This window comes from Endozoicomonas sp. ALB032 (assembly GCF_049310125.1).
Classification (GTDB): domain Bacteria; phylum Pseudomonadota; class Gammaproteobacteria; order Pseudomonadales; family Endozoicomonadaceae; genus Endozoicomonas_A.
The window spans coordinates 2,089,884-2,114,386 of record NZ_JBLYNW010000001.1 but is presented as its reverse complement, the minus strand read 5'-3'; the positions used below and the strand labels follow the sequence as shown (position 1 = coordinate 2,114,386).

General features: G+C 47.4%; 32 protein-coding genes and 2 tRNA genes. 22 read left to right on the top strand and 12 right to left on the bottom strand.

The annotated features are described in order from the left end of the window. Positions 1–54 precede the first annotated feature (54 nt). The 3 genes from ACO6VG_RS07530 to ACO6VG_RS07520 form a co-directional block, all read right to left on the bottom strand. Positions 55–1,518: a hypothetical protein gene (locus ACO6VG_RS07530; protein ID WP_422139555.1), complete on the bottom strand. Its 1,464-nt coding sequence runs from the start codon at positions 1,516–1,518 to the stop codon at positions 55–57. Between the two features lie 320 nt (positions 1,519–1,838). Beyond that, positions 1,839–2,078: a hypothetical protein gene (locus ACO6VG_RS07525; protein ID WP_422473355.1), complete on the bottom strand. Its 240-nt coding sequence runs from the start codon at positions 2,076–2,078 to the stop codon at positions 1,839–1,841. A 25-nt stretch (positions 2,079–2,103) separates the two neighbouring features. Further along, positions 2,104–2,280 (bottom strand): hypothetical protein, encoded by a 177-nt coding sequence (locus tag ACO6VG_RS07520; RefSeq protein WP_422473353.1) that lies wholly within the window; start codon positions 2,278–2,280, stop codon positions 2,104–2,106. Positions 2,281–2,459: 179 nt separating this feature from the next. Between ACO6VG_RS07520 and ACO6VG_RS07515 the strand changes: the two genes are divergently transcribed. Further along, positions 2,460–2,993, top strand: coding sequence for a helix-turn-helix transcriptional regulator (locus ACO6VG_RS07515; RefSeq protein WP_422410844.1), 534 nt, complete (start codon positions 2,460–2,462; stop codon positions 2,991–2,993). Between the two features lie 116 nt (positions 2,994–3,109). Here ACO6VG_RS07515 and puuE read toward each other — a convergent pair whose 3' ends face one another. After that, the gene (puuE, locus tag ACO6VG_RS07510; RefSeq protein ID WP_422136354.1) at positions 3,110–4,042 is read right to left on the bottom strand and encodes an allantoinase PuuE; all 933 of its coding nucleotides are present in this window, start codon (positions 4,040–4,042) and stop codon (positions 3,110–3,112) included. Positions 4,043–4,248: 206 nt separating this feature from the next. Between puuE and alc the strand changes: the two genes are divergently transcribed. The 8 genes from alc (at position 4,249) to ACO6VG_RS07470 (ending at position 10,037) form a co-directional block, all read left to right on the top strand. Next, positions 4,249–5,277: an allantoicase gene (gene alc / locus ACO6VG_RS07505; protein WP_422473351.1), complete on the top strand. Its 1,029-nt coding sequence runs from the start codon at positions 4,249–4,251 to the stop codon at positions 5,275–5,277. After that, entirely contained in the window at positions 5,274–5,807 is a 534-nt protein-coding gene (gene uraD / locus ACO6VG_RS07500) for a 2-oxo-4-hydroxy-4-carboxy-5-ureidoimidazoline decarboxylase (protein WP_422473349.1), read from the top strand. The genes alc and uraD overlap by 4 nt, the downstream gene beginning before the upstream one ends. Next, entirely contained in the window at positions 5,807–6,145 is a 339-nt protein-coding gene (uraH, locus tag ACO6VG_RS07495; protein ID WP_422473347.1) for a hydroxyisourate hydrolase, read from the top strand. Before uraD ends, uraH begins: the two co-directional genes overlap by 1 nt. Before the next feature lie 119 nt (positions 6,146–6,264). Beyond that, the gene (locus ACO6VG_RS07490) at positions 6,265–6,783 is read left to right on the top strand and encodes an ureidoglycolate lyase (RefSeq protein WP_422473346.1); all 519 of its coding nucleotides are present in this window, start codon (positions 6,265–6,267) and stop codon (positions 6,781–6,783) included. After that, positions 6,780–8,090 (top strand): guanine deaminase, encoded by a 1,311-nt coding sequence (guaD, locus tag ACO6VG_RS07485; protein WP_422139550.1) that lies wholly within the window; start codon positions 6,780–6,782, stop codon positions 8,088–8,090. The genes ACO6VG_RS07490 and guaD overlap by 4 nt, the downstream gene beginning before the upstream one ends. Before the next feature lie 2 nt (positions 8,091–8,092). Further along, entirely contained in the window at positions 8,093–9,289 is a 1,197-nt protein-coding gene (locus tag ACO6VG_RS07480; protein ID WP_422473343.1) for a urate hydroxylase PuuD, read from the top strand. A 173-nt stretch (positions 9,290–9,462) separates the two neighbouring features. Beyond that, complete coding sequence (locus ACO6VG_RS07475) at positions 9,463–9,630, top strand: rubredoxin (protein WP_422136347.1); 168 nt, start codon at positions 9,463–9,465, stop codon at positions 9,628–9,630. A gap of 131 nt (positions 9,631–9,761) precedes the next feature. After that, positions 9,762–10,037 (top strand): HU family DNA-binding protein, encoded by a 276-nt coding sequence (locus ACO6VG_RS07470; protein WP_422136346.1) that lies wholly within the window; start codon positions 9,762–9,764, stop codon positions 10,035–10,037. Between the two features lie 37 nt (positions 10,038–10,074). Here the strand turns inward: ACO6VG_RS07470 and ACO6VG_RS07465 are convergent, their stop codons facing one another. Further along, complete coding sequence (locus tag ACO6VG_RS07465) at positions 10,075–11,136, bottom strand: hypothetical protein (protein WP_422136345.1); 1,062 nt, start codon at positions 11,134–11,136, stop codon at positions 10,075–10,077. A gap of 229 nt (positions 11,137–11,365) precedes the next feature. On the opposite strand from ACO6VG_RS07465, the gene ACO6VG_RS07460 reads away from it, so the two are divergent. Continuing rightward, positions 11,366–11,452: transfer RNA gene (locus ACO6VG_RS07460), tRNA-Leu, on the top strand. 52 nt (positions 11,453–11,504) lie between these two features. After that, a tRNA-Leu gene (locus ACO6VG_RS07455) sits at positions 11,505–11,591 on the top strand. 300 nt (positions 11,592–11,891) lie between these two features. On the opposite strand, the gene ACO6VG_RS07450 is transcribed toward ACO6VG_RS07455, so the two are convergent. Next, positions 11,892–12,353 (bottom strand): hypothetical protein, encoded by a 462-nt coding sequence (locus tag ACO6VG_RS07450; protein WP_422139549.1) that lies wholly within the window; start codon positions 12,351–12,353, stop codon positions 11,892–11,894. A 31-nt stretch (positions 12,354–12,384) separates the two neighbouring features. On the opposite strand from ACO6VG_RS07450, the gene ACO6VG_RS07445 reads away from it, so the two are divergent. From ACO6VG_RS07445 to ACO6VG_RS07415, 7 genes are all read left to right on the top strand, one after another. Further along, the gene (locus tag ACO6VG_RS07445) at positions 12,385–12,753 is read left to right on the top strand and encodes a DNA methyltransferase (RefSeq protein ID WP_422473340.1); all 369 of its coding nucleotides are present in this window, start codon (positions 12,385–12,387) and stop codon (positions 12,751–12,753) included. After that, the gene (locus tag ACO6VG_RS07440; protein WP_422473338.1) at positions 12,750–13,460 is read left to right on the top strand and encodes a ParB N-terminal domain-containing protein; all 711 of its coding nucleotides are present in this window, start codon (positions 12,750–12,752) and stop codon (positions 13,458–13,460) included. Before ACO6VG_RS07445 ends, ACO6VG_RS07440 begins: the two co-directional genes overlap by 4 nt. Then, positions 13,372–14,109 (top strand): DNA-methyltransferase, encoded by a 738-nt coding sequence (locus tag ACO6VG_RS07435; protein WP_422476265.1) that lies wholly within the window; start codon positions 13,372–13,374, stop codon positions 14,107–14,109. The genes ACO6VG_RS07440 and ACO6VG_RS07435 overlap by 89 nt, the downstream gene beginning before the upstream one ends. 256 nt (positions 14,110–14,365) lie before the next feature. After that, entirely contained in the window at positions 14,366–14,728 is a 363-nt protein-coding gene (locus ACO6VG_RS07430) for an RING finger domain-containing protein (protein ID WP_422473336.1), read from the top strand. Positions 14,729–14,858: 130 nt separating this feature from the next. Beyond that, positions 14,859–15,305, top strand: coding sequence for a hypothetical protein (locus ACO6VG_RS07425; RefSeq protein WP_422473334.1), 447 nt, complete (start codon positions 14,859–14,861; stop codon positions 15,303–15,305). Continuing rightward, positions 15,302–16,666: a phage terminase large subunit gene (gene terL, locus ACO6VG_RS07420; protein WP_422473332.1), complete on the top strand. Its 1,365-nt coding sequence runs from the start codon at positions 15,302–15,304 to the stop codon at positions 16,664–16,666. The genes ACO6VG_RS07425 and terL overlap by 4 nt, the downstream gene beginning before the upstream one ends. Then, positions 16,666–16,872: a hypothetical protein gene (locus tag ACO6VG_RS07415; protein ID WP_422136337.1), complete on the top strand. Its 207-nt coding sequence runs from the start codon at positions 16,666–16,668 to the stop codon at positions 16,870–16,872. The genes terL and ACO6VG_RS07415 overlap by 1 nt, the downstream gene beginning before the upstream one ends. Before the next feature lie 116 nt (positions 16,873–16,988). Here the strand turns inward: ACO6VG_RS07415 and ACO6VG_RS07410 are convergent, their stop codons facing one another. After that, on the bottom strand, positions 16,989–17,894 hold the full coding sequence (locus ACO6VG_RS07410; RefSeq protein WP_422473329.1) for a restriction endonuclease: 906 nt from the start codon (positions 17,892–17,894) through the stop codon (positions 16,989–16,991). A 3-nt stretch (positions 17,895–17,897) separates the two neighbouring features. Beyond that, positions 17,898–19,061 (bottom strand): DNA cytosine methyltransferase, encoded by a 1,164-nt coding sequence (locus ACO6VG_RS07405; RefSeq protein WP_422473327.1) that lies wholly within the window; start codon positions 19,059–19,061, stop codon positions 17,898–17,900. A 101-nt stretch (positions 19,062–19,162) separates the two neighbouring features. On the opposite strand from ACO6VG_RS07405, the gene ACO6VG_RS07400 reads away from it, so the two are divergent. Then, positions 19,163–19,318 carry a hypothetical protein gene (locus ACO6VG_RS07400; protein ID WP_422473325.1) on the top strand — a complete coding sequence of 52 codons (156 nt, stop codon included), beginning with the start codon at positions 19,163–19,165 and terminating at the stop codon, positions 19,316–19,318. Between the two features lie 75 nt (positions 19,319–19,393). Here ACO6VG_RS07400 and ACO6VG_RS07395 read toward each other — a convergent pair whose 3' ends face one another. Further along, entirely contained in the window at positions 19,394–20,191 is a 798-nt protein-coding gene (locus ACO6VG_RS07395; protein WP_422473323.1) for a DUF5677 domain-containing protein, read from the bottom strand. A 42-nt stretch (positions 20,192–20,233) separates the two neighbouring features. After that, positions 20,234–20,752: a hypothetical protein gene (locus ACO6VG_RS07390; RefSeq protein WP_422473321.1), complete on the bottom strand. Its 519-nt coding sequence runs from the start codon at positions 20,750–20,752 to the stop codon at positions 20,234–20,236. A gap of 110 nt (positions 20,753–20,862) precedes the next feature. Between ACO6VG_RS07390 and ACO6VG_RS07385 the strand changes: the two genes are divergently transcribed. Both ACO6VG_RS07385 and ACO6VG_RS07380 read left to right on the top strand, forming a co-directional pair. Beyond that, on the top strand, positions 20,863–22,356 hold the full coding sequence (locus tag ACO6VG_RS07385; protein ID WP_422473319.1) for a DUF935 domain-containing protein: 1,494 nt from the start codon (positions 20,863–20,865) through the stop codon (positions 22,354–22,356). 112 nt (positions 22,357–22,468) lie between these two features. Next, positions 22,469–22,969: a hypothetical protein gene (locus tag ACO6VG_RS07380; protein WP_422136333.1), complete on the top strand. Its 501-nt coding sequence runs from the start codon at positions 22,469–22,471 to the stop codon at positions 22,967–22,969. Between the two features lie 52 nt (positions 22,970–23,021). Here the strand turns inward: ACO6VG_RS07380 and ACO6VG_RS07375 are convergent, their stop codons facing one another. After that, the gene (locus ACO6VG_RS07375) at positions 23,022–23,306 is read right to left on the bottom strand and encodes a flagellar protein FlhE (RefSeq protein ID WP_422136332.1); all 285 of its coding nucleotides are present in this window, start codon (positions 23,304–23,306) and stop codon (positions 23,022–23,024) included. A gap of 18 nt (positions 23,307–23,324) precedes the next feature. Beyond that, on the bottom strand, positions 23,325–23,564 hold the full coding sequence (locus ACO6VG_RS07370) for a hypothetical protein (RefSeq protein ID WP_422136331.1): 240 nt from the start codon (positions 23,562–23,564) through the stop codon (positions 23,325–23,327). Positions 23,565–23,675: 111 nt separating this feature from the next. On the opposite strand from ACO6VG_RS07370, the gene ACO6VG_RS07365 reads away from it, so the two are divergent. After that, the gene (locus tag ACO6VG_RS07365; protein WP_422473316.1) at positions 23,676–24,491 is read left to right on the top strand and encodes a phage minor head protein; all 816 of its coding nucleotides are present in this window, start codon (positions 23,676–23,678) and stop codon (positions 24,489–24,491) included. Positions 24,492–24,503 lie beyond the last annotated feature (12 nt).

Here is a 24,503-nt window from a genome sequence, read left to right as displayed (position 1 = left end):
GGAGGGTAATCTTTTTAGGTGATTATCTCCAAACAGTAACGCCTCACTGAATGTTTATTTATCGTAGAGCCTGTTTAATTCTTTCATGAGTTCGTCAGAACTTTGCTGCTTATCAGAGTGAACCATTCTCGCCATATTTCTATAGTCTTTAGCCCGATCTGTTGTCAGCTTGTAACCAATTTTTTCAGCAAAACTTTCAATTGTGTGCATTCCGTATTCTTTTTCAAAAACAAATGCACCATAAAGTGCTTTTATCTTTTGTGCCTGTTCAGTCTCTTCCCTGAGTATACATATTCTCAGTGCTGTGTTGACCAGGGCCGAGTTGATAATTTCATGGCGGAAAACAATATGTGTAAAGGCCATGATATCGCGGTATACGGGATCGGACATATTCTCAAACTCAGTCAGCGCGTTTTGCAGCAGCCCCGTCAGCATATCAAGGACAAAATTTTGAGCAGCTTCGTCAGGCATTACCAGACTCAATAGGATATCGATCCGGTTAGTCTCCCATTTCAAATCCATCTGCTGCAGAACTTTCTGGAAAGTAGTAACCCCTAGTTGTGCCCTGTGCTCAGTTTTGAATTTTAGTGCAGACTCAAGTTCACCTCTGAGAACACAGATCTCCAGGGCCATATTCGCCAGCTCAATATTACCCAAGTGATGACCAAGAATAAGATCGGTAAATTCCTTGATTCCGCTGTACTTGGTCCTGCTCATATTAACGGCCTGCGGCAGCGCGTTTTGCAGAAAATGCGTCAGGATATCCTGGGCAATGGTTTGAGTGGCTGCATCAGGCGTTACCAGATCCAATAGAATATCGGTTTTTCCTTTTTGTAGACAAATCCCCTCTTCCAATTCTTGGACTATTTGCCTCAGAACTGTCTGGAAATGGCTAGCCTCAAGTTGTGCCCGGTATTTTGCTTTGAATTCTTGTGCTGACACAAGATCATCTCTGAGAACACAGATATACAGGGCAATATTCGCCAGCTCATTGTTAACGATGTCATGGTTGAAAAAAAGCCGGGTAAATTCCACGGTATTGCGGTGCATGTAAAGACTTGTAGTAGCCTTGGCACTTGCTAGAGCTTTTTGCAGTACACCATCCAATACCGTTCGGGCAACCGCCTGAGTGGCCGGTTCGGACGATGAAAGTTCAAATAAGCTCCTGGCCTGTTGGACATTGAGGGTTTTTGCGGCACTTTCCAGGCCCACTTTCAGAATATCTGCGGTCAGAATAGCGCCATGGTCATTGACCAGACGTTGTGCAAGAGAGAAGTTCCCGTCGCGAATTGCTGCCTCCAGTTTCGCTTGGGTGGCAGAGGTAATTTTCCGAACTCCAATGCACTTATCACATTGACGCTGATCAGAATGAAATGCATGCCCGTAGCTATCTACAACGATTTTCTTATCGAATTCCACCTGACAGATGACGCATACGCTTTTATCGTCATTGCTTATGTCGGCCGTGTCAGACGATAAAGTCGTAGCCTTCCATGATGTACCGCTGATAGCCTGCATAATAATTCTCCTTAAATATTTACACTTTCCAGATCAGACAACAATGGGAGCGAAAAGTTTCAGAAACTGCCTGTTAAAGTGTCGTTACAGACTTTTTTGACGTGAAAGCGGTGTTGAGCCTGTAGAAAAAACTCAAAGCAATGACAGAGCAGATAAATAATATTCACTCCCTTGAATGGCGAAAGTGAGATTTTATACCAGACTGTTCGGTTTGCCTCTGAACAAATACTTTCAGGTTGTCAATTGATAATGTGCTGGATCCATAGTACTGGCATGACATCCTCCCCACCCTAAAGAAGGTGTCGCAAAACTCCAACAGCTCATTCCCATGCTCTGAGGTCGTCATTCCCGCGAAGGAGGCTGTCGCAAAACTCTAACAACTCGTTCCCACGCTCTGAGGTTGTCGCGAAAGCCCAACAACTCGCTCCCATGCTCTGAGAGTGTCGCAAGACTCCAACAGCTCGTTCCCATGCTCTGAGGTCGTCATTCCCGCGAAGGCGGGAATCCAGCGCCAACGGTGGATCTCTGCCTTCTCGGGGATGACAAGGCCAGGGGGTCACCGGGCAGTACGGTTCTGGAGGTGAGTCAGTGTGGATTCCCGCCTTCGCGGGAATGACGAGAATGAAGTCGGGGATGACAAGGCCAGGGGGTCACCGGGCAGTATGGTTCTGGAGGTGAGTCAGTGTGGATTCCCGCCTTCGCGGGAATGACGAGAATGAAGTCGGGAATGACGAGAATGAAGTCGGGAATGACGGGAGTCAACTCGTTCTCACGCTGGAATCCAAAGAGCCTAAAAGCATGGGAACCAGAGTTTTGCGACACACTCGAATGGCGAACTGAGATTTTATACCAGACTGTTCGGCTTGCCTCTGAATAAAAACTTTCAGGTTGTCAATTGACAACCTGAATAGTCATCACTAAGTTTTTGAATTTTACCCATTATGAAATCCTATGAATTTATCCTTCGTTTCAGCATCAAAGAGTGCGCTCAGGACGTTGATGATATTATCGAAGCGCTGGGCGAGGCGGGTTGCAATGACATGTTGATTGGTATTGGTCAGGCAGGGCGAATGGCCATGATGTTCGACCGGGATGGCACCAGTGCTGCTGATGCCGTTGGCAGCGCAATACGGGACGTGAAAGCAGTGATTCCTGATATCAGGCTTCTTGAAGCTTCACCGGACCTCGTTGGGCTGACGGACACAGCGGAGCTACTGGGTTTCTCAAGACAGAATATGCGAAAACTGATGACCAGTAATCCAGAGAGTTTTCCGGCCCCGGTTCACGAGGGCAAACAGGCACTCTGGCCTCTTGAAACCTTGCTGACCTGGCTGAGAGAAAATAAACAGTACGAGATTGATGATTCGTTGCTGGAGTTGGCAAAGGCCAATCGGCATCTTAACCTGGCCTCAGCCACCAGAAGTTCAGACCCTGATCAGCTGAAAGCTTTTGGCCGCTTGCTGGCAGGTGATTGACGAACTTCCCAAACGAGGGGCGCCGCCATAGATAGTTTAATGAATCTACGATTTCCCCAATGGCCACCATCTGCGCTGACCATTAATAGGGTTCAAACGGGCTCAGCGATATTAATCTATTGAGCACCGGTCTCGTTGCAGGGATGATGTTCATGCCAGTGGCGGGCAATCTGCTCACGGGTGCATAGCCATACTTTTTCCTTCGACTGCACATAATCAAGGAAACGCATCAGTGCAGCCGCACGACCCGGTCTGCCTACCAAACGACAATGCAACCCTACTGACATCATCTTTGGATGATCGGCTCCCTCATCATAGAGCACATCAAACGCATCTTTCAGATAACTGAAAAACTGATCGCCAGAATTAAAACCCTGAGCGGTCGCAAAACGCATATCATTGCAGTCCAGTGTATAAGGCACGACTAACTGCGGCTGATCAAATCGGGTATCCCAATAAGGCAGATCGTCTGCATAACTGTCTGCGTGGTAGAGAAAACTTCCCTCTTCTGCCACCAGCTGCTCTGTTTGGGGGCTGCAGCGGCCTGTGTACCAACCGGAAGGTCTCTGACCGGTCATTTCTGTATGAATTTGAATGGCCTTATGCATGTGCTCACGCTCTTCATCAGGATCGTGAAACTGGTAATCAATCCAGCGATAGCCGTGACTGGCTATCTCCCAGTCAGCCTTCAGCATGGCCTCAACCGCCTGGGGGTTCCGCTGCATGGCCATGGCTACGGCATACACCGTCACAGGAATATTTCTCTGGGTGAAGATACGGTGCAGCCGCCAGAAACCGGCCCTGGCCCCATAATCGTAGATAGATTCCATACTGATATGGCGCATCCCCTCATACGACTGGGCACCAATAATTTCGGAAAGGAAAGCTTCTGAACCCCTGTCACCATGAAGTACAGAGTTTTCACCACCTTCCTCGTAATTTATGACAAACTGAACGGCAATCCGCGACTGTCCCGGCCATTGCGGATGAGGTGGGGTATTTCCATACCCTGTTAAGTCTCTGGGGTAGTGGTTATCACTGAGATTCATGGCAAACTCCGACTTATTTTTTTTGTTTAAATCAATATATTGATTGACCTGTAGTATCTATGGCATAAACTCCCAAAGTCTGACCATTTGGTCAACATTTTGCTTATAATTTACAAGATCCATTTTGCCAGAACACAGAAAAATATGCCCTTTTAGCTGGGGACAATAATACTCCAAAAAAAAACCAACAAAAATCAGGATATGCGATGAATACAATGACTGATGGCTCAACAACCACTGACGGCTCTGACAAAGCCCTGCTATGGCGACAGACAAAAGTCGATCTGGCCGCCCGTGCCCTGGGTGGAGATGTACTGTCTGCAAGCGATGACTTCTTTGCTGAAAAAGACAACCTTTTGCTGGACTCCGAGCCGGTCTTTCTTCCGGAAAAGTACACGGCTTACGGCAAATGGATGGACGGCTGGGAGTCCCGCCGACGCCGCAGCGGCGATCATGACTGGGTCATCGTGAGACTTGCGACCCCGGGAATGGTGGAAGGGGTAGAAGTTGATACCCGCCACTTCAAAGGCAATGCACCAGGCGCCGTTCAGCTGGAATACATCGCCAGCGAATCTGACCCCAGTGAACAAAGCCAATGGCAGCCTATGACTGCAAGAATGGCGGTTGATGCCGACCACCGAAATCTGATCCGTCTGGACCAACCTGTCGAAGCCACTCATATTCGTCTGACCATTTTCCCCGATGGCGGTGTTGCCCGCCTGAGAGTTTATGGAAAAATCCTCTTTAACACTCAACACCTTCTTCCCAACGAACCCGTTGATCTATCGGCTCTGATGAATGGAGCCCGCCCTGTCAGCTGTTCAGACGCTTTCTTCAGTCCGATGCAAAACCTGCTTCGTCCGGGTCGCGGTGCCGATATGCATGATGGCTGGGAAACCCGCAGAAGACGCAATGGCGGTCACGACTGGATGATCATCAGGCTGGCGACACCCGGTAAAATTGGTCGGGTTGAGATTGATACCCTGCACTTCAAAGGAAACTATCCTGACAGAGGAAGCCTGGAAGGCTGTTATTTTGAGGGAGATGTGCCTGATGACACGGCACAATGGCGCCCGATCCTGAGCGAACAGAAACTTCATGCTCACCGTAATCACTCTTTTGTAGAGAATCTGGAAAATACTCAGGAAATATACACCCATGTTCGCCTGAATATTTTCCCCGATGGTGGCGTATCAAGATTGAGAGTTGTCGGTCAGCCGGAGCCCACAAAATGACATTGAACGAACTGAATACCCTGAGCGAAGAGCAGGCATCAGAAACTTTTCGTCAGTGTTGTGCCAGCGGTCAGTGGGTTGAGTCCATGGTAGCAGCAAGACCCTTTGCTAATATTGAAAGCCTGCTGATTGCTGCTAATGCCGTTTGGTCTCACTGCCAGAAGCCCGACTACCTGGAAGCGTTTGATGCCCACCCGAAAATCGGTGACATCAACAGCCTGAAAGAAAAATACAGGAATACTCAAACCATGGCAGGCCATGAGCAGTCCGGCGTCGATGAGGCCAATGAAAAAACCCTGCAGGCACTGGCTGAAGGCAACGAACAGTACGAACGGCAGTTTGGCTATATCTTCATTGTCTGCGCTACCGGCAAAAGTGCCAGCGAGATGCTGACGCTGCTGCAGGAACGTTTGAGTAACGAGCCAGAGGAAGAACTCTCCATTGCAGCGGCTGAACAGCATAAAATAACCAGTATTCGCCTGTGCAAAATGCTCAAGAACACCTCTTTGGCCAAAGAAGGAGTAATTTAATGACCGGGATCAGTACTCATATCCTCGACACAGCTCGTGGCCATCCTGCCGACCAGGTTCCTGTCACTCTATACAAACAGGCTGAAGACAGCTGGGTAGAGGTTGGACGGGGCAAAACAAACGCCGACGGAAGAGTAAACAGTCTGACTACGGACGAAGTAAACCTTCCGGAAGGCATTTATAAGCTGGACTTTGCGATTCAGGATTACTTTAACCGGCTGGAACAAAAATGCTTTTATCCGGAAGTCCCGGTCATTTTTGAAGTCAGCGACGATCGCCACCACCATGTGCCATTGCTGATATCTCCCTTTGGGTATTCGACTTACAGAGGTAGCTGATTTCCATTGTTCATAAGGTCTGTAAGTCAAACATGAACAGCGTTGCAAAGCGCTTAGCGAAAAGCCCTTAGCCCCAAAAAGCCCTGAGCTAACAGAAAATAAATATAAAGAGGCATTCCATGCCAACCACGTTAACCACCCGGGCTCTCCCTGTAGAGCCCTTGTCTGCCGAAGCTTTCAAACCCTTCGGCGATGTGATCGAAGCCTGTGGTGACGCCATGATCATCAATCAGGGCCGCTGTCGTAAGTTTAACGATCTCACCCGAATTGAAACCGATGCCGTGGGGGAAGTGGCTATTCATATTTACCACACGCAAGCCATCAAACAGCCCTACCAACTGGATTTGCTGGAACGCCACCCTCTGGGCAGCCAGACCTTTATGCCCCTGGAGCAGCAGCCGTTTTTGATTGTTGTTGCTCCTGATAACCACTCGGAGCCGGACTTTAATCATATTCGCTGTTTCATCACTGATGGTTCCCAGGGCATTAATTACCATCCGGGCACCTGGCATCATCCGCTACTCTCTGCCGGTGACGGAATCTCCTATCTGGTGATTGACCGGGCCGGGCCAGGACACAACTGTGACGAAGTTTTAATCCCTGCCCACCTTTCCCTGACCGTGGGAGCACCCTTATGACGAGCACTGCAACTACCCCTGTTTTCTGGCGTGCTTCTGTACTCCACTTTCTGGACGATCCCGATAAGGGAGAACAAAGCTGGGAATACTTTGACGACGGTGGACTATTGGTTGAGTCGGGTTGTATCAAAGCCTGCGGCCCTGCCAAGAACTTATTGCAAGAACTGCCGGAAGGCTGTGAAATCAGAGACCTTTCAGGCAGGCTGATCATACCGGGATTTATCGATACTCATGTGCACTATCCCCAGCTGGAAGTCATGGCAGGTTGCGGAGTGCAACTGCTGGACTGGCTGGAACAGTATACTTTTCCTGCTGAAGCCCGCTTTTCAGATCCTGAATATGCCCGGGACATTGCAGAGTTGTTTCTGGATCAGTGCCTGAACAGTGGAACGACTACTGCACTGGTTTTTGGCACAGTCTCTCCACAATCGGTTGATGCTTTCTTTGAAGCTGCGCAAAAGCGCAAGATGCGTATGATTGCCGGCAAGGTCATGATGGATCGCAATGCGCCAGACTACCTGCTCGACACCCCGGAAAGCAGCTATGAAGAGTCAAAGCAACTGATTGATCGCTGGCACAACAAGGGTCGATTGTCTTATGCCGTCACTCCCCGCTTTGCTCCAACCTCTTCTTCCGAGCAGCTCACCCTGGCTGGAAGACTGCTCAGAGAACATAACGGTCTCTACCTGCATACCCACCTGTCTGAAAACCCCAAAGAAATAGAGTGGGTTCAGGAACTGTTTCCTGACAGTAAAAATTATCTGGATGTTTATGACCAGCATGGTCTGCTGGGTCCCCGCTCGATCTTTGCCCACTCCATCCATCTGTGCGACGAGAGTTGGGAGCGAATGGCTGAAAGTGATTCATCCATTGCCTGCTGTCCGGGTTCCAACCTGTTCCTGGGCAGCGGTTTATTCCGTTTTTCTAATGCTAAAAACAAAAATATTCGTGTCGGGCTGGGCACAGACGTGGGTGGTGGCACCAGTCTTTGTCTGTTGAACACGATGAAAGACGCTTATCAGGTATCTCAGTTGGGTGAGAATACGATATCTCCTCTTCAAGCTTTCTACCTGGCCACTCTGGGTGGGGCCAGAGCCCTGCATCTCGATGACCGCATTGGCAGTTTCCGGGTCGGCAACGAGGCAGACTTTCTGGTGCTTAATCCCGAAGCCACACCTTTGTTGAAATTCAGAACAGAGAAAACACAAACACTTGAAGAGTTGCTGGGTGTACTGATGGTAATGGGTGACGACCGGGTCATTGAAAAAGCCATTATCATGGGCCAGGAAACTCGAGGAAGAAGCTGAGTATGGAATCCTATATACAAGACTGGTTGAACCTGATTTTTCGATGGTTGCACGTCACAGCAGGTATTGCCTGGATTGGTGCCTCCTTTTACTTCAACTGGCTGGAAGGCCGGTTGGAAAAAGCTCCTCAGGCAAAACAGAAAAAAGGTATTAAAGGGGAATTATGGGCTGTGCACGGTGGTGGCTTCTATGAAGTAAACAAATACCATCTGGCACCGGAGAAAATGCCGGAAACCCTGCACTGGTTCAAATGGGAAGCTTATGTTACCTGGCTCAGTGGCTTTGGCCTGCTGGCCATCATCTACTACTGGGGAGCAGAAAGTTATCTGCTGTCGTCAGACTCTTCACTGTCCCCGGCCTCAGCTATTGCGGTCAGCCTATTCAGCCTGTTCGTGAGCTGGCTGGCTTATGACTTTCTTTGCCGAACGCCATTGTTTAAAAATGAAAGACTGTTCAGCGCGGTACTCTTTGGGCTGATTGTTTTTGCAGCCTGGGGATATGCGCAACTGTTCAGCGACAGAGCAGCTTATATCCACGTTGGTGCCCTGATCGGAACCCTGATGGTGGGTAATGTCTTCCGGATTATCATCCCATCCCAGAGGAAGCTGGTTGACGCAGCACAAAGAAGTGATAACAGCTTTGATCCGGCCATTGCCCAACATGCACTGCTTCGCTCCAGGCACAACAACTACTTCACCCTGCCGCTGTTGTTTATCATGATCAGCGGCCATTACCCAATGACTTATGGGCATGACTGGAACTGGGCGATTCTTGCTGCCCTGTCGCTGGCTGCGATTCTGATCCGACACTTCTTTAACCGTCGTAACCAGGGTGCTGTATTAACCTGGCTCTGGCCTGCCGCTGCCGTTGTCATGTTGAGTCTGGCGTTTGTTATACGACCACAAATGGCTCCAATATCCGAGGTTGCAAAAGCACCCGCTTTTGACAAACAGGAAATTGTCGAGATTGTCACCAGCCGCTGTTCTACCTGTCATGGGGCCAAGCCAACTGACCCTCTCTTCCAGACAGCGCCAGGTGGCCTGATCTTTGACGATTATGAATCCATCGCCAGCAAAGCGGACAAAATCTACAGTCAGTCCGTTCAGACACAGATCATGCCACTGGCAAACCGTACAGAGATGACGGAAGAAGAACGCCAGCTTCTGGGGCAGTGGTATCAGCAGCTGAAATCTGAATAGGAGAACAAGGTCACAGTTTTCATCACCCCGGGCTCTGTCAAAAACAGAGCCCGGGGTGTTATTGTTATTCCAATGCTTTTTCCTTGCCCTTTTTTTCACCCCCGAGCAGCTTTCATTGTATAAGATTGAGACAGTCGTCACTGACTTTTAAATGGCCATTAATGGAGACAGACATGAAGAAATGGCAGTGTGTTGTTTGCGGTTTTATCTATGACGAAGAACAGGGCTGGCCTGATGAGGGGGTTGAGCCGGGTACTCGCTGGGAGGATGTTCCTGAAGACTGGCACTGTCCTGACTGTGGTGTCGGCAAAGAAGACTTTGAAATGGTCAAAATTGGCTAATTTGGTCGAAATAATCCGATTCCCGTGTTTTTCACGAGAAAGCCTATTGCTCTAACCTTTACAGTGTTTTAGTCTGTTCATGACTGCTTATCCATCGGAAGAAAGAAAAACAAGAAGGAGTGCATGACACCATGCGTAAACCAGAACTCGTTAACGCCATTGCCGATCAGGCAGATCTGACAAAAGAACAAGCCAATCAGGCACTCAACGCCATGATTGAAGTCATAACCTCCGCTCTGAAACAAGAAGACACTGTCAGCCTTGTAGGCTTTGGTACATTCCTGCAGCGCAGCAGAGCCGCACGCACAGGTAAAAACCCGCAAACAGGAGAGCCGATTCAGATTGCTGCCAGCAATACGGTCGCCTTCAAACCAGGTAAATCATTGAAAGACGCAGTTAACGGCTGATACCGGCTGAGCCCAATAATACCCGAGGTTGCTCTGCTTACAGAACAACCTCATTTATTGAAACCTTTCTTTTTCCAGACAGCCAGAGCCTCTCTGAGTATCTTCCCAGCAGCCAGAAACTGAGCGCCAGCAATGCAAAAAACAGTGCTGTATTTATCTCTTCCCAAGCGTACTCAAAGAACCGGGTATACAGATTCAGCAACAAAAAGGAGATTCCGCTGATTCTCAGAATAGAGTCATCTCTGCAAAAACCGATAAACATCGCCAAACCTGACGCTGCCGCCATGGCCAGTCGCCATAACCAAAGCTGCATTTCTGATGCCTCAAGGGCTTTAAGCCCGTAGTTGTAATTACTCGTCATGGACAAAATCCACAAGCACACGAAAAGCATCATTAAGGAAATAAACTGAGTCACATCAAAAAAGGCTCTGGTTCGTTTAAAAAAGGGCAGGCCATAGCCCAACAGAAGAACCACCAAACTGAAGAAAAGAAATCGCAAGGGATAGCTCATCCCGAAAAACGGCTGATAGTAACCACCAGCCCAGTAAGTCGTTTCAGCAAAAAACCAGAAAGCCAATGCTCCTAGACACAAAACCCAGAGCAACAGCGATTCCAGCAGTAACGCCAGCACCAGATAGATCACGGCACCAAGAAGTAATAGCAGCGAATAGTGGCCACTTCCTGTATAAACGGCCCGACCCAGGTAGTAAATGGAAGCCGCTGTGGATGCAGCGCCCAGAAAAAAAACAAGCTCCTGACTAAAGACACGGCCTGTCTGACGGGACTTGAACCAACCGCCAAACAGATAAAAACCAACTGACAACGCAGCAAAAAACAAACTTCGGGTGCCGTCCTGAAGAGTCAATAAACGCTCCAGCCATGCCATCAGAGCCTCATCCATAACCACCGCTAACAGGGATAGCACCATGGAAGACAATGCAGCCCAAAAAGCGTATTGAGCCAACATACGCCACTGAAAGGAGTGCACGTCCAGAGAGTCCAGCAGGGCTTCCTTTTTAACTTCATCCAGAAGACCATCCCGGTACCAGTTCTCCAGTGTTGCTTGCAGAAATCGGTGCTGTTTTTCATTCACTTTCATGATGTCCTCCTAAGATGTCTTCAGGAACCAGAGCCTGTCTTTTCACAGATCATAGTGAGTAGCCTCTATCAGTCCGGGTTTACATCAAAAGCCCGCCAGACCTTCATCGTCGTTCAAATGCTTATAGCGTACATTCCGAACCCCTATTTTTCGACCGGGGTGTTGACACTTTCGCTTTAAATCCCTAACATTCGCCGCACTTGTTGACCAGCCTACTGCTGATCACAGGGCCCAGGTGGCGGAATTGGTAGACGCGCTAGCTTCAGGTGCTAGTGTCCGAAAGGGCGTGGAAGTTCGAGTCTTCTCCTGGGCACCAATCATTAACAATGATTGGGCAGGACGCAAAGTCCATACAATTTAAGTGACAGGCCCAGGTGGCGGAATTGGTAGACGCGCTAGCTTCAGGTGCTAGTGTCCGAAAGGGCGTGGAAGTTCGAGTCTTCTCCTGGGCACCAATCCTCAAGATCTTGTCGTGTGATTCATGGCAAGAAAACCGGTAAAATTCCCGGCTCTCTCATCTCTCTTCCTTTTTATTCTCTCGCATCACTTACTTGCTGGTTTTTCCGGATATGAGCCTTCTTCACTTCCAGTATTTTGTGGCCGGATACTAATCCTTCATGGTCAGGCAAGCATTTGGTTTTCAGATCGTGGAAGTACCATCTTTCTGTAAACAGTTCTGATGTATACCCGCACTACGCCAGTAAATCAGCGGCTGTCGTAGACAAGCCGCTGGATTTTGGTATTAGATGACGTGGTTATTTTTTGAGATGATTCACGATGATGGCGAGTGTTTCTTCAATCTTGTCAAAGCGCTTATCGTGCTCGTCGAAGCGTCCATCAATCCTGTCAAAGCGCTTATCGTGTTCGTCGAGTCGTTTATCAATCCTGTCAAAGCGCTTATCGTGTTCGTCAAAGCGCCTATCGTGTTCGTCGAGTCGTTTATCAATCTTGTCAAAACGCCTATCGTGTTCTTCAAAACGTTCATCGACTCTCTTGAAACCTGCAAGTGTCGCTTGTGTCAATGCCGAAAGATCAGATTTAACCCTGATAACCTCAGATTTGACCCCTGCAATATCCAACTTTAAGTCTGCAATGTCATGCTGGTTAGTCATTGTAATGCTCTGTGTGTCTGCGCAAACCTTCACCAGACTGTGCATGTTAGCGTCCATCTGTCTATGTTGCTCCTCAAGTCTTTCAACTCTTGCCTCAAGGCTCATACATTTACCTTTACAGTTTATTGTGTGAGCGATGAGCATAGTAGACAATCGAGGCCGTCACGAAGGCACTTGGCAAAACTATAGACCACCTGCTCACAGGCATCGGCTGACGCCTACAGCAGGTTGGCATTCATTGCTGTTAAAAAATGTGCCTCGTCAGCAAAATAAGAAACCTGTTTCTCTGGTGGTGCATATGATTCGCAACAGCAGCACTCGCCAGGACCGGGTGCTCGACCTGTGTGGAGGCTCAGGCACTACCCTGATTGCCTGCGAAAAACTCAAGAGACAAGCCCGGCTCATGGAACTGGACCCAAGATACTGCGATGTGATTATCAAGCGGTGGCAGGAATTCACCGGGCAAGTGGCCAAGCATGAGAATGGACAGGAGTTCAAAGCATGACATGGAAGCAGCGCATCACAGGCCAGGGTACCGAGGATCCCCAGAAGCTATTAGTGAACCCAGACAACTGGCGAGTCCACCCGCAGTCCCAGCAAAGAGCAATGAAAGGCGCACTCGATGAGTTGGGATGGATTCAGCAAATCATCGTTAATCAGCGAACGGGCCGTTTGATAGATGGCCACCTGCGTGTAGAGCTGGCCAAAAAACACAAAGCCAAAGAAGTGCCGGTCATTTACGTCGACCTCACAGAGGAAGAAGAGAAACTGGCCCTTGCCACCCTGGACCCTATCAGCGCTCTGGCAGACAGCAACGCAGAAATGCTCGAAGCCTTGCTGAGCCAGGTTGAAACAGACAACGATGGACTGCTGGAACTGCTGGCAGAACTTGAGCCGGATTATCCACAAGACACAGAAACAGTCGTAGCAGAAGAACCCGAAGAAGAAATACTCAGCGCACCTAAGGTCACGCAATCAGGTGACATTTGGCAGATCGATGAACATCGGCTCATGTGTGGCAGCAGCACAGATCCACAAAGCGTTGATCTATTGATGGACGGCCGCACGACTCTGTTTTACCAGCCCGCCCTATGGCAACCAGAGAGACTACACCACAGATGGTATCAGCGACTGGGACAAATTAATGACCGGCGTCTTTGGAGGAAGCACCCTCGGCAGTGCTCTGCACAAAAGCGGCCAGGTGTTAGTTAACCTTGGATTGATACACCACAAAAATGAGTGGTTGCCTTACTGGAAGGACTGGCTAGAGTGGATGAGTATCGGTGGCTGGCGAAGGTTTGGTTTATACGTTTGGGATCAGGGACCCGGTATGCCGGGTGACTGGGCAGGCAGATTTGCCCCTGCCTTTGAGTTGATCTTTCACTTCAACAAGCAGAAGCGAAAACCCAACAAGATTGTACCCTGCGAAGGTGCCGGTGAAGTCAGCCATGATAGAAATGCCGGCGGAATTCGACAAGTCGATGGTGATGTCGGTGGCTGGACCCATGCTGGCCAACCCATCCAAGACTTTAAAATACCGGACAGCGTTATCCGAATCATGCGTCAGAAAGGCAGTATCGGCGATGGCATCGATCATCCGGCGGTCTTTCCAGTCGCACTGCCTCAGCACTTTATCGAAGCCTTCACAGACGAGGATGATATTTGCTATGAACCATTCTCAGGATCAGGGACCAGTCTGATCGCCGCTGAGCAAGCTGGCCGAAAAATGTATGCAATGGAACTGGCACCTGAATACTGCGATGTGGCACTGGAACGTTTCAGGCGAAAGTATCCGGATGTAGAAATCATCCACAGTCAAAGCGGTCAATCGCTGGATGATTTGATTAAGAGCCGGAATTAAAAACTTCTAAAGACCGAGCAGCACAGGCATGGAAAAGAAAGCATTCACAATAGTCACCAGTCAGGCAGTCAAAGATTTTATGTTTTGAAAGTGTTAATAGATAACTTATCTGTATGGATTTATACAGTAAAAATAACCACACACATAACCTCAGGGATTAGAAATGTTAAACAAAAAAATAAACACGGGGAACTAAATGGATAGACAATGATCTAAAACTATAAGTTATTTGAAAAACAGAGAGAGGAGAAAGGATATGAACGGAATTACACCACCCAACACACCACCCAACACACCACCCGCCGGCCCTAATAGTCCATCATCGCCTTATCAAGAGGCGACCGGTGATTGCCCTATTTGTTTCGAAGCTTTTGACGGAAGGGAAGTCAGGGTTCTCGAAGAATGCCGCCATATGTTTCACGAAGACTGCCTGAGTAAATGGCTGTCGGAAAATACAACCTGTCCTTATTGCAGACACAGTCTCGGGGAAAGGGAAGCACAACCATTGCTTGACAGGCCACCAGTACTTGGTTTGATCCAAAGCGCAACGTTTTCTCCAGATTGCCGGGAAGTCATCTACGAGAGAGCTATTGATCACTGGGCTCGGTTACATAGGTAGGAGCCGTTGTGAAAAGGCAGAACCTGATCGAAAGGCAGTTAAAACAACAATATAAATCATCAAGAATCTAAAGGAGATAAAATAGTAAGAAAGGTTAACGCATAAGGAAGTTAACGATGAGGCCAAGGAAATGGACAAAAAACGCTTAAAAACCAGTGAGTTAAAACGAAAGTCGTTAGAACTCCGTACACTTGGCCTTTCCTACCAGCAAATCGGCGATCAATTAAGTGTCTCCAAGACGGCTGCTTACAAGGCAGTGAAGAATGCTCTGCAAGAGATTCAGGAAGAAACCCGGCAGCTGGCCAAGCTCAATAAGACCCTCGATCTGCAACGTCTGGACTGGATTATCAGAGAGGCCATGAAGCTGGCTCTCAAGGGTGATCTGCAGGCCATGGACAGAATCATGAAAGCCATAGACCAGCGAGCCAAGATCTACGGCTTTGAGGCACCCCAGAAGATAGCTCACACAACACCCGATGGCGAAGAGATACAGCAAGGCGTTGTTGTTGTTCCGACCCCCATGGCACTGGATGACTGGATCAAGCATTACCATCAGGACGAGCAGGAACAAGAGTGATCACCTGGTCGCCTCAGCCCGGTCCGCAAACGGCACTGCTCACCTGTCCCATCGAAGACATCTTATACGGCGGTGCTCGTGGTGGAGGCAAGACCGATGGTTTTCTGGGCAAGTGGCTGATGCGAAGCCAGCACTATGGCGGCAAAAGCAAAGGACTCTTTGTGCGACGCAGCATGCCAGAGCTGGATGAAGTGATAGGCCGCAGTCAGGAGATATTCACACCACTGGGAGCCACCTGGAAAGCCCAGAAAAGCACCTGGATCATGGCCAACGGAGCCATGCTCAGACTCAGAAGCCTGGAGCGGGATGCCGATGCAGGCAAATACCAGGGACACAGCTACACCGATATCTACATAGACGAGGGCGGTAACTTCCCGGACCCAGCGCCCATCGACAAGCTGAACGCCACACTGCGTAACCCTTACGGTATCCCTTCCAGCTTCAATGTCAGTGCCAACCCGGGCGGACCCGGCCATGAGTGGATCAAGAAACGTTACATCGATCCTGCTCCGTTGGGTATGCGACCAGTGACGGATGAAAGCAGCGGCGAGAAGCGCATTTATATCCCCAGTCGTCTGGAAGACAACCAGCTACTGATGCAGAACGACCCAAAGTATATCGCCAGAATTCGCAAGTCAGGACCCTCCTGGCTGGTTCAGGCATGGCTCAAAGGAGACTGGAACGCTACACCCGAAGGCGGCCTGCTCAAGGCACAATGGTTCAAGCGGTACAACGTTCAGCCCTCGGAATTTTTGCGTGTTATTCAAAGCTGGGATACCGCTTATAAACCAGAACAGGTGAACGATCCCAGTGTCTGCACCACCTGGGGCGAAACACGACAGGGATGGTACCTGTTGGATGTCTTCAGAGAACGTATGGAGTACCCGGCACTGAAACGGGCAGCAGCGAGCTTATACGAAGCCTGGCGGCCACAAGGCGTACTGATAGAGGACAAGGGCAGCGGCCAAAGTCTGATTCAGGAGCTGAAAGCTGGCGTGGATATGAACCAGAGCAAGGTGCGTATTCCGGTGATTGCCATAGATCCCAAGGGAATCAACAAAGTGGATCGAGTTATCGCCGTATCAAGCCTGTTTGAAGCAGGCATGGTTTTTTTGCCAGAAGTGGCTCCCTGGTTATTGGACTATGAGATCGAGCTGACCATCTTCCCTCTGGCACCTCACGACGATCAGGTGGACAGCACCAGCCAGTTTCTCAAGTGGGCCCATGAGAATCAGGCCAGCTTTGACTTTGCCGCCAGTGGTAAGAAGCGGGTGGGAGCAGAAGCTCTGGGCGACAATAGAATCGACTCCGATAAAGGTTACGGCAGTGTGCGAGGCAACAACGACTTCAGAGGATACTGATGACATTTGATGAATTGATAGAGGCCACAGATCTGGACTCGGCACTCATGATAAGGGACATGAACTTCAAAGCCTGGTACTGCACCATTGGGAAGTTTAGAGATCAGTGCGAAGCTCTGGAGGCTCTGGGTTTTCTGGAACGTGGTGAGAACATTAAAGGGATGCCCTATCCGAAGTGGCGGAAGATTCAGCAGCTCAGCGGATGACAGCATTAAGCGGACGCGGGCAGAGCTGATTTTATTTAGAGCAAGCCGCCTGTTTAAGTCGAGCCGCCAAAAAAGGCGGCGTCGGGTGGGCGAAACGAACGAACTGGGAGTATTTGTTAGGCGATTCCTAGCACTCTGCGGACTGCTGAATCAAGTTCTTCACCTGATGGCAAATTTGCACCACTGATGAATCTATTGGAAAATTCTTCAAGTTTGAACCTTATTTCACGCTCAATGATTATTTTCCGCTGCTTACCATGTTCGACAGGTTCTGATAGAGAGTATGTATGAACAGTTAGAACATCTTTAGATTTACCAGATACTAGAGGAATATCCGCTCCAATAACATCTTCAAACTTTGAATATACAATTTCTGGCAAAATGAAATACAGCCCAGATGTTACCAATTCGGATCGAGAATATATCAATCCTTTGCGTATTAGCTGAGGAATAAGCCGTTTGTGCACATTAGCCCAGTTCATTCCATGTCCTGACTTTGGAATAATGTCTGTTGAACTTGATAAGTTTTTATATGCATACCAGTTGTCACGGTAATTCCCTGTTATATCGATGCTCTGAACTTCAATGCCAACATACTCAACAAGTACACCATTTTGTATCTTCGCTAAGACCCAATCCATCGAAAGACTCGTGCCAAGTTTAACTTCTTTCCCGGATGTTTGCCCTAACGCCACTACACATTCAAAAATTTCATTGCGATGTGGAATAAACTCTTCATATGTTAAAAACTGTACATTTTTCCCAAATGCATCTTCAGCTACTTTTCTGAGTGATGCATAGCGGTTTTCATATAAACGGTTAGGGCAAATCACACAATCCCCATAGGGAGATGTTACGCTACACGTCCCGTACGTAACGGTTTGGTCATGATTTGTTTTCGTGCATGCCTTTTCAATGAATGGACAAGCACCAAGATTCCATAAACTTCTACATTCCGCACTCAAGTCATCAGGCGAATAACCAAAAGCTTCAACAATATCTTTATTCGGTCTTCGTAACATCAGTCAGTAACCTATCATTTTCCTTACTTCCTCTCCAATCGCTTTTGCCATTAAAGGAGGAACTGCATTGCCAACTTGCTCATACTGCTGGGTAATACTTCCTGTGAATTCATAATGGTCAGGAAATGACTGAATTCGTGCAGCCTCTCTCACGGAAAGAACTCTATCTTGTTCAGGATGAAAAAAACTACCCCAATGTGGGTCGCACTTTGTTAAAACTGTTGAACATAAAGCTTCTGGGTGAAGCCTTCCATAACGCTTTGTATGGTCACTACGCCTAGCACGCTTAAGGCCAGATGGTAACAATTCGAAGGGGATATCTCTCCAACTTCCTCCTTGAGGAATGTGCTTTAGCCTTTCTAGGTTGATTTTTCCTAGATTATTACAACTATGGTTTTTAACCGTGCTAGCACCATTTCTTAACTTTTTTTGAAAATCACTGGCTGGTGCAGTTCTATATTCTACTGCATCGTTCTTTTTACCACTTTCGATAGCAGGCAAGTCTGAGATTGCATCCCATACTGTCGTACGCTTCTTGAGACTGGCTGCAAACAACGGTGGAACCTTGATACAAAGTTCTTTTGCACCAGCAAAATTTGCTATTGCCTCCGCATTATATTCAGGCTCAGGAAAGTCAATAATGGCTTTGTTTTTTCTTATTGCGATAAATACTGTACGAAATCGCATTTGAGGGACACCGTAGTGTCCAGCAAATAAAATTCGGTGTTTAACTGTATAACCAAGCGAATTCAACTCTTTGTAGATTTGCTCTACGACAGTCCCCTTGCCGAGTTGAACTATGCCCGGGACATTTTCTATAAGAATAGCTTTAGGGAGTAATGCTGCAGCAACTCGTAAAAAGTCTTTGAACAAGTGGTTCCGTTCATCATCCAAAGTTCTTATTGGAGCATTTACAGAAAAACCTTGGCAAGGGGGGCCTCCTGCAAGTAAGTCGAGCTCTCCAGAAGATATCCCTAATTTTTTTTTCAAGTTGAGTTCGCAGACTGACCTGACATCACCAACGACAACACTTGCACTTGGATTGTTTGTTTGATAAGTCTCTGCGTACTGCTCAACGAGTTCGTTTGCCAGTAAAGTCTTGAAGCCCGCCATTTCAAGGCCACACGTGAGGCCTCCAGCACCAGAAAAGAGGTCAACTGAAATCACAAATTTATGAACCTATGGATGAAATCCTATGAGTCTATCACGAAATCCATATTTGATCTTGAGGGTTTCTGTGAACTATCGGAAACGCCTAACATGGGGATATGCAGCACACGCAGTATAATATCATTAACAACCGTACCAAGAAAGATACTTTCATCGCAGGGAAAGCTACTCCCGGAGAAATCGCAAAGGCCGACCATGGCATCCGCATGGCCAAAGCCTGCCTACTCAGGGACATCCTTATCGGTTGGAAATAATGTCCAGTTCAGCCTCACCGCCGACGGCGTCGTCAGGTTGAGTGCCGCAGGCCCGGAACTAACTGGAACAATGTGTTAAGCATCGTATTTCCTGAAATCTCGAAGCCTATTTGCTAAATCTTTGATTTCATTTGGCTCTGTTAATTTAAAAATTTCACAGACAGACTGTATTGCAAGACCCATACAATTTGCCAACGTAACCAAACTGTCATTGAGTCCATTTATTTCTGGCTCATTTTTTAGTGCTAGTATTTTTTTATTCTTTACATCTAAAACCAAATGTTCTTCAAGTGATGCCACCTTTGAATGTAAAGTAGTGCTTGTGCATGAATATAAAGTCTCATAAAAATCCAATAAACCAGCATGTTTAGCACAATCATATACACTCAGTGATTTAAGGTTATTCTCTTTAATATTGCTTTCAATTTCTGATTTTAATTTTTTGAAACGTTCTAACTCTTCATCATATTGCTTGTTTCGTGTTTTGTAATTTATAAGTTTTCCAAAAACTTTCTTTCTATCAATTTCACTGGCTTCTAAAATCTTGATATGGAAATCTCTATTTCTTGATATTGCAACAAGAGGGAATAGGGGTTCCAGAAAACATCGTATTGATACTTCTACTTGATAATTCATTCCTTTGAAAGCAACTAATAATGCAGCTTGATAAGATTGAAGTACTCTAGCAAATAATGAAGCAGAAATAATTTCTTTTGCAGAGGTGTTGTTAATAGATATTTCATACTGTAACTTTTGAGCCACCTGATTAAAGTCAGTACATAATTCAAGTTCCTCTGAACACTTTTCCCAGAGTAACTTTTTGAAGAATTCATCTACTTCAGCTAAAAATCCAATTTTATTAAATTTGTTCATTACTACCTCGTAGATTCCTGACGCCTTGGTTCAGGTGCGCTGTTACTTTATTGACCATGTTGATGAAAATTTTTCATTGTAAATTGAAGAATATATGACCTCTAATGAAAAGTTATTAAGTGAGTCTTCAAGGGTCTTGAAGATAAATTCAGACTCTTTATGCTTATTAGTAGATATAAGCCACTTAGTTTCATTTTCTGGTATTACAAAGCCCTTTGAAATCAAATTAAAACTAAAACTATTGATTGCCATTTGTGAAAATAAGTTTTTGTATGATGAATCATTGAACTCGTATTCTTTTCCATCTCTTATGATTTTTAGACTATTTATGATTAAGGGCCCTGTACCAGAATTCTTAAAATTTAGTCCAATTGTATCGCCTTGTCTTGAAATCATATAGTTGACTTGAAGTCTTGGTCGAACTGACAGTCGGTTGTGCTTTCGAGTTACAAAACCCTGCCATATGGCAACAAACAATGCAATTAGAGCAATAAATGCTGATGATATTGCAACGATCAAATCACTACCAAGCTTATAAAGACAGCTAACTTCTTGTTCCATTTAAATATATCTCAACTTGCCTCAAATGATGCAGTTATCTCAAGCACTTAACATGAGGATATAAAGCACACGCAGTATAATATGATAAACGTACCAAGAAGGATACTATCATGGCAGGGAAGCCCTCTCTCGGAGAAATCGCAAAGGCCGACCATGGCATCCGTATGGCCAAGGCTTATACGTCACTGTTACTGTCAAACCCTGACACTGTCTTACAACAACGAGGCCGTGACCTAAAGCTATACGAAGAGATCCTGCGTGATGACCAGGTCAAGTCCTGTTTCCAGCAAAGACGTCTGGCTGTCACACAGTCAGAGTGGGATGTAGAGCCTGCCAGTGAGAGCCCTGAAGATTTAGCAGCCGCAGAGTTTATCAAAGAGCAACTTACTCAGCTGGTGTTCGATGATATTACCGACAAGATGCTGTACGGCGTTTTCTATGGCCTCTCGGTAGCAGAATGTCTCTGGCAAACAGATGGTCATCAGATCACCTTGGACACGGTCAAGATCAGGGACAGGTCCCGTTTCAAGTTCGATGTCCAAAACCGCCTGAGACTGATCAACGTACAGAACCCCAACGGCAAGCTGATGCCAGAGAATAAGTTCTGGGTCTTTTCAGCCGGTGCTGACCACAGCGATAACCCTTACGGCCTCGGTCTGGCTCATGCGCTCTACTGGCCCACCTTCTTCAAGCGCAACGGTATCAAGTTCTGGCTGATCTTTCTGGAGAAGTTCGGCATGCCCACTGCAGCGGCCAAGCTGCCACCCGGACAGGCACAAGATCCCATCGAACGAGACAAAGCATTGGCTGCTTTGGACGCAATACAAACCGACAGCGGCATAGTGGTACCTGACAATATTGTTATTGAGCTGATCGAGGCGGCTCGATCCGGGACCGCAGACTATGACGTGCTCTGTCAGCGTATGGACAAAGCCATCAGCAAAGTCATCCTCAGCCAAACCATGACCACTGACGACGGCAGCAGTCGCAGCCAGGCTGAAGTCCATCAGGGAGTGGCTCGCTCGGTTATCAAGAGTGATGCAGACCTGGTGTGTGAGAGCCTGAACCAGCAAGTCATCAAATGGCTGACTGAATGGAACTTTCCTAACGCCAATGCGCCCAGAGTCTGGAGAAATACCGAGCCTGAAGAAGATCTGATGCAACGGGCAGAACGGGACAACAAGATCAGTACGCTGGGCTACGAGCCTTCCGAAGAATACATTACAGAAGTGTACGGTCCCGGCTGGAAGAAAAAAGAAAGTAGTCCTCTGCCACCCGTGGGGAAAGGCTCACCGGAGCTGCCTGCGGAGTTTTCGGAGATTAGTAGTCTGACTCAGAAACGAGCAGCACATCGGGCCGATATGCAGACCATTGTGGATGCGGCTGAATATTTGGGAAGTCATTATAAGGAGATATATGGCAAGCGGGTGGAGCAGTTGCTGCAATATATGGAGGAAACCGGGGATGTAGAGACGTTCAGGGAAAAGCTAACCCAGATGATGGAAGAGCCGCCTGCTAATGAGGCGGTAGAGCAGGTGAGGAATGCTTCGTTTTTTGGGAGGTTGATGGGGGTATTCAAAAATCGACATGAAGAGAGTGCATAAAACAAAATGCTTTCTGACTCATATTGCTGTCATAAGCAGATCGAACTCTGTACTAAAAAAAAAGAAGACCTGAGCGATAGAACGAATATCTGCATATTTAGAGGATACCTTCATGGAAATTGGTTCAATCTCAACAAACCGATACAATACAGCAGCTACAGGTGTTGCAAAAAACCCTCTTTCAGCATCTCAGACTCCTTCAGGTAATAAAGAAGTTCAAGTTCAGATCAGTCAGCAAGCAAGGGATTTGAGTAAGATCAGTACAAAACAGGCATACACATTAAATCCTAAAGAGATCGAGTATTATAAAAACAACCCAAGAGAAGCTGCTGTTGACGCAAAACAATTTGCCTATGGTATTAATTTTCTCCTTGTTCCAGCACCAACCAGCCCAAGAATCGCTGACCATAAGTACCTGGATGGAACACCGGTCACTGACACTAGCTACAGACCAAAATTCGAAGCTGAGGCTGATTTCTTCAGGCAACAGAGAATCGAATTGTATGAAAAAGAAAGGGCTGAAGGCACCTCATCTATTGAGATCATGAAAAAAATATTCGATCTGTATGCTAACCTGCCAGAGAGCTTCAAACTGAAGATAGGGTATATTTGAGATGGGACATTAAAAGGTGAGAATGCTGGTTCTCACCTCAAAAAATCCAGGATCAATTGTTACTTGTCCAGTTCACGATAATGTTATTTGTCATACCAAAAGGTACTGGCGAAATGTTACCGCTACCAGGCACACCGAAAGCAAAATAGTACTCTGCGTTTGCAGAGCGTCCCCGGAAAGCCTCACTACCAGCTGATTGATAGCCAGATACGTTTAAACAACCACCGATAGTATCGCAGAGATATACAATCAGCCCTGCCGGTTTATTGGCAATGTTCCAGTTCCACTGAACAAGAGTCACTGTGGCATTGGTTGGAATGGAAGTTGTAGATCCCATCAAAGAGGAAATATAGTACTACCCTCTAAGATACATAGTCGGTCCAGTCACAGAGTCAGCCCATGCTCCAGTAATAGTGGAGGCGTTAAAAGGCTGTGCCATCAGACCAAGGGCAGGAGCAGCATTAGCATCACCAAGCAATTCAAACTTATGCTTTTTCATTGGGATGGATTCTGAAGCATTAGAAGTGATGGAGAACGTCAGAGAAGAAAAAATCAGAATCAACAAAGCAAAAAAGTTGCGATTAAGCAATTTCATTGGTCTCATTCCTTTGAGATTTTAGGTAGGAATAAAAAAAGGTAACGGAATATTCCTGACTGATCAAGAAAAGCCACAGCAAAGAAGCTCCTACTACCAGAGGAGCTTTTTATGGCCACAGAGATTTTTAACTTTTTTGAACTCACGACTTCTTTTGACCTCAAGCCCGAAGATGCTATCCGCCACTTCCAAAGCAAAGGATTAACCACCAGCTTCAGCTGGATGGACATGATCGGCGAAGAAAACGACGCAGCACTGACAGTGGCCAAGATGATGGACAACGATCTGCTGTCCACGGTTGAGAAGCATCTGGACAAGGCCATCGACGACGGTCTTACCCTGAACGAATTCAAACGACAGATGATCCCCAGACTGCAGAAAGCTGGCTGGTGGGGCAAAAAGGATGTGGTCGACCCGCTCACCGGCAAAGTCATCAAAGCGCAGCTGGGCAGTGCCTCCCGTCTGGAGAACATCTTCAGAACCAATCTCCAAAGCGCCTATGCGGTAGGTCAGTGGCAGAGCATCGATGCCAACAAGGAAACCGCTCCCTACCTGATGTACGACGCAGTAGAAGATCATCGCACCCGACCAGAACATCAACAGTGGAACGGCACTGCTCGACCCGTGGATGACCCTTTCTGGCAGACTCACTACCCGCCCAATGGCTGGAATTGTCGCTGTGGCGTCATTCAAATGACCCGTGATGAGATGAAACAGCAGGGCATTAGTCTCTCACCCAAACCCAAGATCAAGAAGCGGTTATGGACAAACTCCAGAACAGGCAAAGTACGCAACGTCCCTGCTGATCTTGATCCCGGCTGGGATCACAACCCCGGCAAGCGCAGACTTGATCATCTGAAACAGGTCAAGCAAGAAAAAAATCGGTCAGCTGACCATCGCCCAACAACAAGCCAACAAAGTCAGTGACCAGGCTATCAA

What these genes read in the sequence shown, in the direction of transcription:
- ACO6VG_RS07440 (WP_422473338.1), top strand. Translation starts at nt 12,750, where the DNA reads ATGACATGGAAGCAGCGCATCACAGGCCAGGGTACCGAGGATCCCCAG.
- ACO6VG_RS07380 (WP_422136333.1), top strand. Translation starts at nt 22,469, where the DNA reads ATGGAAATTGGTTCAATCTCAACAAACCGATACAATACAGCAGCTACA.
- ACO6VG_RS07375 (WP_422136332.1), bottom strand. Translation starts at nt 23,306, where the DNA reads ATGGGATCTACAACTTCCATTCCAACCAATGCCACAGTGACTCTTGTT.
- ACO6VG_RS07395 (WP_422473323.1), bottom strand. Translation starts at nt 20,191, where the DNA reads ATGAACAAATTTAATAAAATTGGATTTTTAGCTGAAGTAGATGAATTC.
- ACO6VG_RS07410 (WP_422473329.1), bottom strand. Translation starts at nt 17,894, where the DNA reads ATGTTACGAAGACCGAATAAAGATATTGTTGAAGCTTTTGGTTATTCG.
- ACO6VG_RS07465 (WP_422136345.1), bottom strand. Translation starts at nt 11,136, where the DNA reads ATGAAAGTGAATGAAAAACAGCACCGATTTCTGCAAGCAACACTGGAG.
- uraH (WP_422473347.1), top strand. Translation starts at nt 5,807, where the DNA reads ATGACCGGGATCAGTACTCATATCCTCGACACAGCTCGTGGCCATCCT.
- guaD (WP_422139550.1), top strand. Translation starts at nt 6,780, where the DNA reads ATGACGAGCACTGCAACTACCCCTGTTTTCTGGCGTGCTTCTGTACTC.
- puuE (WP_422136354.1), bottom strand. Translation starts at nt 4,042, where the DNA reads ATGAATCTCAGTGATAACCACTACCCCAGAGACTTAACAGGGTATGGA.
- ACO6VG_RS07430 (WP_422473336.1), top strand. Translation starts at nt 14,366, where the DNA reads ATGAACGGAATTACACCACCCAACACACCACCCAACACACCACCCGCC.
- ACO6VG_RS07365 (WP_422473316.1), top strand. Translation starts at nt 23,676, where the DNA reads ATGGCCACAGAGATTTTTAACTTTTTTGAACTCACGACTTCTTTTGAC.
- ACO6VG_RS07400 (WP_422473325.1), top strand. Translation starts at nt 19,163, where the DNA reads ATGCAGCACACGCAGTATAATATCATTAACAACCGTACCAAGAAAGAT.
- ACO6VG_RS07390 (WP_422473321.1), bottom strand. Translation starts at nt 20,752, where the DNA reads ATGGAACAAGAAGTTAGCTGTCTTTATAAGCTTGGTAGTGATTTGATC.
- ACO6VG_RS07480 (WP_422473343.1), top strand. Translation starts at nt 8,093, where the DNA reads ATGGAATCCTATATACAAGACTGGTTGAACCTGATTTTTCGATGGTTG.
- ACO6VG_RS07530 (WP_422139555.1), bottom strand. Translation starts at nt 1,518, where the DNA reads ATGCAGGCTATCAGCGGTACATCATGGAAGGCTACGACTTTATCGTCT.
- ACO6VG_RS07415 (WP_422136337.1), top strand. Translation starts at nt 16,666, where the DNA reads ATGACATTTGATGAATTGATAGAGGCCACAGATCTGGACTCGGCACTC.
- ACO6VG_RS07515 (WP_422410844.1), top strand. Translation starts at nt 2,460, where the DNA reads ATGAAATCCTATGAATTTATCCTTCGTTTCAGCATCAAAGAGTGCGCT.
- ACO6VG_RS07470 (WP_422136346.1), top strand. Translation starts at nt 9,762, where the DNA reads ATGCGTAAACCAGAACTCGTTAACGCCATTGCCGATCAGGCAGATCTG.
- ACO6VG_RS07475 (WP_422136347.1), top strand. Translation starts at nt 9,463, where the DNA reads ATGAAGAAATGGCAGTGTGTTGTTTGCGGTTTTATCTATGACGAAGAA.
- alc (WP_422473351.1), top strand. Translation starts at nt 4,249, where the DNA reads ATGAATACAATGACTGATGGCTCAACAACCACTGACGGCTCTGACAAA.
- ACO6VG_RS07450 (WP_422139549.1), bottom strand. Translation starts at nt 12,353, where the DNA reads ATGAGCCTTGAGGCAAGAGTTGAAAGACTTGAGGAGCAACATAGACAG.
- ACO6VG_RS07370 (WP_422136331.1), bottom strand. Translation starts at nt 23,564, where the DNA reads ATGAAATTGCTTAATCGCAACTTTTTTGCTTTGTTGATTCTGATTTTT.
- ACO6VG_RS07490 (WP_422473346.1), top strand. Translation starts at nt 6,265, where the DNA reads ATGCCAACCACGTTAACCACCCGGGCTCTCCCTGTAGAGCCCTTGTCT.
- uraD (WP_422473349.1), top strand. Translation starts at nt 5,274, where the DNA reads ATGACATTGAACGAACTGAATACCCTGAGCGAAGAGCAGGCATCAGAA.
- ACO6VG_RS07425 (WP_422473334.1), top strand. Translation starts at nt 14,859, where the DNA reads ATGGACAAAAAACGCTTAAAAACCAGTGAGTTAAAACGAAAGTCGTTA.
- ACO6VG_RS07385 (WP_422473319.1), top strand. Translation starts at nt 20,863, where the DNA reads ATGGCAGGGAAGCCCTCTCTCGGAGAAATCGCAAAGGCCGACCATGGC.
- ACO6VG_RS07445 (WP_422473340.1), top strand. Translation starts at nt 12,385, where the DNA reads ATGAGCATAGTAGACAATCGAGGCCGTCACGAAGGCACTTGGCAAAAC.